The organism is Nocardioides sp., assembly GCF_016462705.1.
Classification (GTDB): domain Bacteria; phylum Actinomycetota; class Actinomycetes; order Propionibacteriales; family Nocardioidaceae; genus Nocardioides.
This window is the reverse complement of the sequence record NZ_JAEMSS010000075.1, coordinates 14,111-19,768: the sequence shown is the minus strand read 5'-3', so window position 1 is coordinate 19,768 and position 5,658 is coordinate 14,111. Positions and strand designations below refer to the sequence as shown.

Below are 5,658 nucleotides of genomic sequence, written 5' to 3'. Positions count from 1 at the left end.
GTAGGTCGCCTCGTCGGTCAGCTCGAGGTCCTCGAGGACGACGGTCTCGCCGCGGTTGGCCTGGATGTTCTTGACCGCGTCGTCGAGGACCGTGAGGTTGCGCAGCCCCAGGAAGTCCATCTTGATCAGCCCGAGGGCCTCACAGGTGGGGTAGTCGAACTGGGTGATCATCGCGCCGTCGGCGGGCCGCTTGAGCAGCGGGATGACGTCGATGAGCGGCTCGCTCGACATGATCACCCCGGCCGCGTGGACGCCCCACTGGCGCTTGAGCCCCTCGATGCCGATGGCGGTGTCGACGACCCGCTTGACGTCCTGGTCGCCGTCGTAGAGGGCGCGGAACTCGCCGCCCTCGCCGTAGCGCTTGTGGTTGCTGTCGAAGATCTCCTTGAGCGGGACGTCCTTGCCCATGACCGAGGCCGGCATCGCCTTGGTGATCCGGTCGCCCATGGCGAACGGGTAGCCGAGGATCCTCGAGGAGTCCTTGACCGCCTGCTTGGCCTTGATGGTGCCGTAGGTGACGATCATCGCGACCCGGTCGTCGCCGTACTTCTCGGTGACGTAGCGGATCACCTCGCCGCGCCGACGCTCGTCGAAGTCGATGTCGAAGTCGGGCATGGAGACGCGGTCGGGGTTGAGGAACCGCTCGAAGATCAGGCCGTGGACCAGCGGGTCCAGGTCGGTGATCCGCATCGCGTAGGCCACCATCGAGCCGGCGCCGGACCCGCGCCCCGGCCCGACCCGGATGCCGTGGTCCTTGGCCCAGTTGATGAAGTCGGCGACGACGAGGAAGTAGCCGGGGAACCCCATCTGGGTGATCACGCCGACCTCGAAGTCGGCCTGCCGGCGTACGTCGTCGGGGATGCCGTGGGGGTAGCGGAACCGGAGGCCCTTCTCGACCTCCTTGACCAGCCACGAGTCCTCGCTCTCCCCCTCGGGGCAGGGGAAGCGCGGCATGAAGGTGCCGTTGCCCTCGGTGAACCGGACGTCGCAGCGCTCGGCGATCAGCAGGGTGTTGTCGCACGCCTCCGGCAGCTCGCGCCAGATCTCCCGCATCTCGGCGGAGGACTTGAGGTAGTAGCCGTCGCCGGAGAACGCGAACCGCTGGCCCGGGCCGTCGCCGGCCGGGATGTCCATCGTTGAGCCGGAGTTGATGCAGAGCAGGTGCTCCTGGCTCGGGGCGTCCTCGCGCATGACGTAGTGGGAGTCGTTGGTCGCCAGCATGGGGATCTGCAGGTCCCGGGCTAGCCGCACCAGCCCGTCGCGGACCCTGGTCTCCAGCTCGAGGCCGTGGTCCATCAGCTCGAGGAAGTAGTTGTCCCGGCCGAGGATGTCCTGGAAGTCCGCCGCGGCCTGGCGGGCGGCGTCGTAGTTGCCGTGCCGCAGGTGGACCTGCACCTCGCCGGAGGGACAGCCGGTCGTCCCGATGATCCCCCGGGAGTGCTGGGACAGCAGCTCGCGGTCCATGCGGGGGTGCTTGAAGAACCCGTCGCGCCACGCCCCGGTGCTGAGCCGGAAGAGGTTGTGCATGCCCTCGGTGGACTCCGAGAGCAAGGTCATGTGGGTGTAGGCACCGCGCGCGGAGACGTCGTCGGGGCCGCCGCCGTAGAAGTTGACGCCCTTGCGCTCGAACCGGCTGATGTTGGGCGTGAAGTAGGCCTCGATGCCGATGATCGGCTTGACCCCGGCCGCCTTGGCCTTGGAGTAGAACTCGTAGGCCCCGAACACGTTGCCGTGGTCGGTCATCGCCACCGCCGGCTGGCCCAGCTCGGCGGCCCTCTGGGTCAGCTGGGTGAGGCGCGCCGCACCGTCGAGCATGGAGTACTCGGTGTGCACGTGCAGGTGGACGAACGAGTCCTGGCCGGTCGACACAGTGCGAGACGCTCCTCAAGTTCGTCAGCGGGTAGGCCGATGCATCCGACGCACGAACGCCGATGTCCTTGGGGAAGGAACCTCAGCCTACGACGATGCGGTTCCCAGATTGGCATCACGCGCCGACAGTCCCGAGGATCGGGCGGGCGCCGCGATGAGTCCTCCTGGTGGCCGGTGTCTGACCAGCATGACGACGTTCGCGCTGATCCACGGCTCCGGCGATGGTGGGGCCGCCTGGGACCTGGTGCGGGACGCGCTCCGCGAGCGCGGGCACGAGGCCCTGGCGCCGGACCTGCCGACCGATCGCGACGACGCGACCTGGGACGACTGCGTCGAGACGGTCGTGCAGGCGGTCGGCGGGGTCGACGACCTGGTGGTGGTCGGCCACTCCTCCGGTGGCTTCGTCGCGCCACTCGTGGCCGAGGCGGTGAACGCGAAGCTGCAGGTCTTCCTCGCCGGCATGGTGCCGCGGCCCGGCGAGACTGCCGAGGAGTGGTTCGGCGACGTCGGGTGGTCGCAGACGGTGGCCGAGCAGGCCACGGAGGACGGCGGGCTCACCGGCAGCTCGGACCCGATGACCGTCTTCTTCCACGACGTGCCCACGGCGCTCGCCACCGAGGCGATGGCGAACGAGCGCTCGACCGGGGCGGGTCTCGGCCGGACACCGTGGCCGGCGCCCGCGCTCCCGAGCATCCCTGCGAGGTACGTCGTGACCACCTTGGACCGGTTCATCCCAGCGCCGGTCCAGCGTCGGGTCGCGGCCCGGCGTCTCGGCATCACCCGACCGGACGAGATCGAGACCGGGCACTGTCCCAACCTGAGCCGTCCGGACGAGCTGGCCGGCCTTCTCGCCCGGCTGGCTACGCCTGCGACGCCTCGAGGCTCTCGGTGATGATCGCGTGCACGATCCGGTGCAGCCGGTCGGCGCCGAGCGCCGGGGCGCGCCGAGCCATCGCCTCGGCGATGGCACGCTCGCGGTCCGGGTCCCGCCCGGCCACCGGCTTGTGGGGCTGAACGGCCCGGGTGAGGGCCGCACGGCGGGCCAGGACGTCACCCAGGTCGGCGTCGACCTCGTCGATGAGCCCGCGGTAGAAGGCGAGCGGGTCGTCCCCCGGCCAGGCCATCCTGATGTCGGGCTGCTTCTCCTCGTTGCCCGTCCCGTCGGTGCGCTCCAGCTCGACCAGTCCGTGGTGGGCGTAGAACCCCCGGGCCGGCTGGTTCGTCTCGAACACCCAGAGACAGAAGCCCCCGGGCCGCCGCGCCTTGACCACGCCGAGCAGCGCGCTGCCGAGTCCTTGACCGGCCCGCTCCGGCGCGACGTAGAGGTCGTCGAGCCACGTCTCGGTGAAGCGGGTGTACGCCGCGACCTCGTCCCCCACGACGGCGACCCAGACCTCGTCGTGGTCCAGTCGCTCGGTGAGCCAGGCCCGCACCTCGCGCTCGGGGTGGACGCCCGCCGGCATGGGGGCCGCGGCCCGCGAGGAGACGTGGACGGACACGAGGTCGTCGAGGTCGCCCGGGGTCGCCGGCCGCAGGGTCAGCTCAGTCGGCACCGCGGATGACCTCGAGCGCGCGGGCCAGGTCGTCGGGGTAGGTCGACTCGTACTCCACGTAGTCACCCGACTCCGGGTGCTCGAAGCCGAGCTTGACCGCGTGCAGCCACTGCCGGTCCAGACCGACCCGAGCGGCGAGCGTCGGGTCGGCGCCGTAGAGGTGGTCCCCCACGCACGGGTGCTTGAGCGCCGCCATGTGCACCCGGATCTGGTGGGTGCGGCCGGTCTCGAGGTGGACCTCCAGCAGCGAGGCGAACCGGTGCGCCTCCAGCGTCGAGTAGTGGGTGACGCTGGGTCTGCCGTCGGCCATCACCGCGAACTTCCAGTCCGACTTCGGGTGCCGGCCGATGGGGGCGTCGACCGTCCCCTCCAGCGGGTCCGGGTGCCCCTGGACCAGCGCGTGGTAGGTCTTGTCGACCTCACGGTGCCGGAACGCGTTCTTGAGCTTCGAGTAGGCGTGCTCGGACTTGCAGATCACCATCACGCCCGAGGTACCGACATCGAGCCGCTGCACGATGCCCTGGCGCTCCGAGGCTCCGCTGGTGGCGATCCGGAAGCCGGCGCCGGCCAGGTGGCCGACGACGGTCGGCCCGGTCCAGCCCGGAGAGGGGTGCACGGCGACGCCGACCGGCTTGTCCAGGACCACGATGGCGGGGTCGTCGTGGATGATGCGGATGCCCTCGACGACCTCGGGCTTGACCTCGAGCGGGTCGGCCACGGCGGGGATCGTGACGTCGAGCGCCGATCCGGGGAAGACCCGGTCGCTCTTGCTGGCCGTGGCACCGTCGACCTCGACCAGCCCGCGACCGATGAGGTCCGCGGCCTTGGTGCGGGACAGCCCGAACAGCTGGGCGATGACGGCGTCCACCCGCTCGCCGGCGAGCGAGTCGGGCACCGGGAGGCTGCGGTGGTCGCCACCGGACACGACCGGCAACCCCTCGTCGGGGGCGTGGTCAGTCATCCGGCTCGGTCCTCGCCGGCTCCTCGGACTTCACCCGGGTGCCGTCCAGCTTGATACCCCGGAACGCCTGGATCAGGATCAGCCCGGCGGCCGCGTTGATGCACATGTCGGCGACGTTGAAGATCGGCCAGTTGGGCAGCATCAGGAAGTCGATCACCTCGCCGCGGAACGGCCCGGGCTCGCGCAGCATCCGGTCGGTCAGGTTGCCGCCCACCCCGGCCAGGAGCAGGCCCATCGCCACCGCCCACGCCCGGCTGCCGAGCCGGCGGCTCAGCCAGACCACCACGCCCACCGCCACGATGGCGACACAGGTGAGGACCTCGGTGAAGGCGGTGCCGGTGCTGAACGCCGCGCCGGGGTTGCGGGTGAGGTGGAGCTGCAGCAGGTCGCCCACGAGCGGCTTGTCCGGCTCGCCGGTCAGGTGCTCGACCGCGAGGTACTTGGTGACCTGGTCGACCGCGTAGAGGAGCGTGGCGATGAACGCGAACAGCCCGACGTAGCGCCGCCGGGCGGGGACGGAGGAGCTCTCGGCCGAGCCCGTTCGGCTCAGCGACGTTCCTCGCGCTGCTTGCATGTCATACAGAGTGTCGCACGAGGGAAGGCCATCAGCCGCAGCTTGCCGATGGGGTTGCCGCAGGACTCGCAGACACCGTAGGTGCCGTCGTCGATGCGCTGGAGGGCTCGCTCGATCTGGGCGAGCTTGTCGCGCTCGCTGTTGAGCACGGTGAGCTCGTGGTCGCGCTCGAAGCTGGTCGCGCCCATGTCGGCCTGGTCCTGGCCGGCTCCGTCACCGGAGTCGCGCATCAGACCGGTCAGCTCGGCCTCCTGGGCGTCGAGCACGGCGACGGAGTGGCTCCGCTGCTCCTTGAGGTCGGCCAGGACTTCCTTGAGCTCGGCCTTGGTCCACGCGCCCTCGCCCTCCTTGACGACCAGCCTGCTGACCGACGCCTTGCGGCTCGCCGGCGTCTTCGCCGGGGGTGCCGCCTTCTTCACGGGCGCGGACTTCGTGGCCGGCCCAGTCTTCGTGGTCGGGGCCTTGGCGGCAGGGGCGGCCTTCTTCGCCGGCGCGGCCTTCTTGACGGGCGCGGCCTTCTTGACGGGCGCGGCCTTCTTGGCGGGCGCAGCCTTCTTGACGGGCGCAGCCTTCTTGGCGGGCGCAGCCTTCTTGACGGGCGCAGCCTTCTTGACGGGCGCAGCCTTCTTGGCGGGCGCAGCCTTCTTGGCGGGCGCAGCCTTCTTGACGGGCGCAGCCTTCTTGACGGGCGCAGCCTTCTT

Annotated in this window: 6 protein-coding genes; 1 reads left to right on the top strand and 5 read right to left on the bottom strand. The window is 70.5% G+C overall.

Annotation, left to right across the window (positions count from 1 at the left end; genetic code table 11):
- Nucleotides 1-1,869, bottom strand: a 1,869-nt coding sequence (gene dnaE / locus JHD21_RS11280; RefSeq protein WP_292674930.1) for a DNA polymerase III subunit alpha, incomplete at its 3' end; no start/stop codon positions are given.
- A 187-nt stretch (nt 1,870-2,056) separates the two neighbouring features.
- On the opposite strand from dnaE, the gene JHD21_RS11275 reads away from it, so the two are divergent.
- Nucleotides 2,057-2,761 (top strand): alpha/beta hydrolase, encoded by a 705-nt coding sequence (locus tag JHD21_RS11275; RefSeq protein WP_292674927.1) that lies wholly within the window; start codon nt 2,057-2,059, stop codon nt 2,759-2,761.
- On the opposite strand, the gene JHD21_RS11270 is transcribed toward JHD21_RS11275, so the two are convergent.
- The 4 genes from JHD21_RS11270 to JHD21_RS11255 form a co-directional block, all read right to left on the bottom strand.
- The gene (locus JHD21_RS11270; RefSeq protein WP_292674924.1) at nt 2,730-3,422 is read right to left on the bottom strand and encodes a GNAT family N-acetyltransferase; all 693 of its coding nucleotides are present in this window, start codon (nt 3,420-3,422) and stop codon (nt 2,730-2,732) included. The two genes, JHD21_RS11275 and JHD21_RS11270, sit on opposite strands and share 32 nt — an antisense overlap.
- Complete coding sequence (locus tag JHD21_RS11265) at nt 3,412-4,383, bottom strand: RluA family pseudouridine synthase (protein WP_292674922.1); 972 nt, start codon at nt 4,381-4,383, stop codon at nt 3,412-3,414. Before JHD21_RS11265 ends, JHD21_RS11270 begins: the two co-directional genes overlap by 11 nt.
- On the bottom strand, nt 4,376-4,957 hold the full coding sequence (locus JHD21_RS11260; protein ID WP_292674919.1) for a signal peptidase II: 582 nt from the start codon (nt 4,955-4,957) through the stop codon (nt 4,376-4,378). Before JHD21_RS11260 ends, JHD21_RS11265 begins: the two co-directional genes overlap by 8 nt.
- On the bottom strand, nt 4,930-5,658 hold a 729-nt coding region (locus JHD21_RS11255), incomplete at its 5' end, for a TraR/DksA C4-type zinc finger protein (protein WP_292674916.1). The genes JHD21_RS11260 and JHD21_RS11255, both read right to left, overlap by 28 nt.

Coding starts and splice junctions, on each gene's coding strand:
- JHD21_RS11275 (WP_292674927.1), top strand. CDS start 2,057: ATGACGACGTTCGCGCTGATCCACGGCTCCGGCGATGGTGGGGCCGCC.
- JHD21_RS11265 (WP_292674922.1), bottom strand. CDS start 4,383: ATGACTGACCACGCCCCCGACGAGGGGTTGCCGGTCGTGTCCGGTGGC.
- JHD21_RS11260 (WP_292674919.1), bottom strand. CDS start 4,957: ATGCAAGCAGCGCGAGGAACGTCGCTGAGCCGAACGGGCTCGGCCGAG.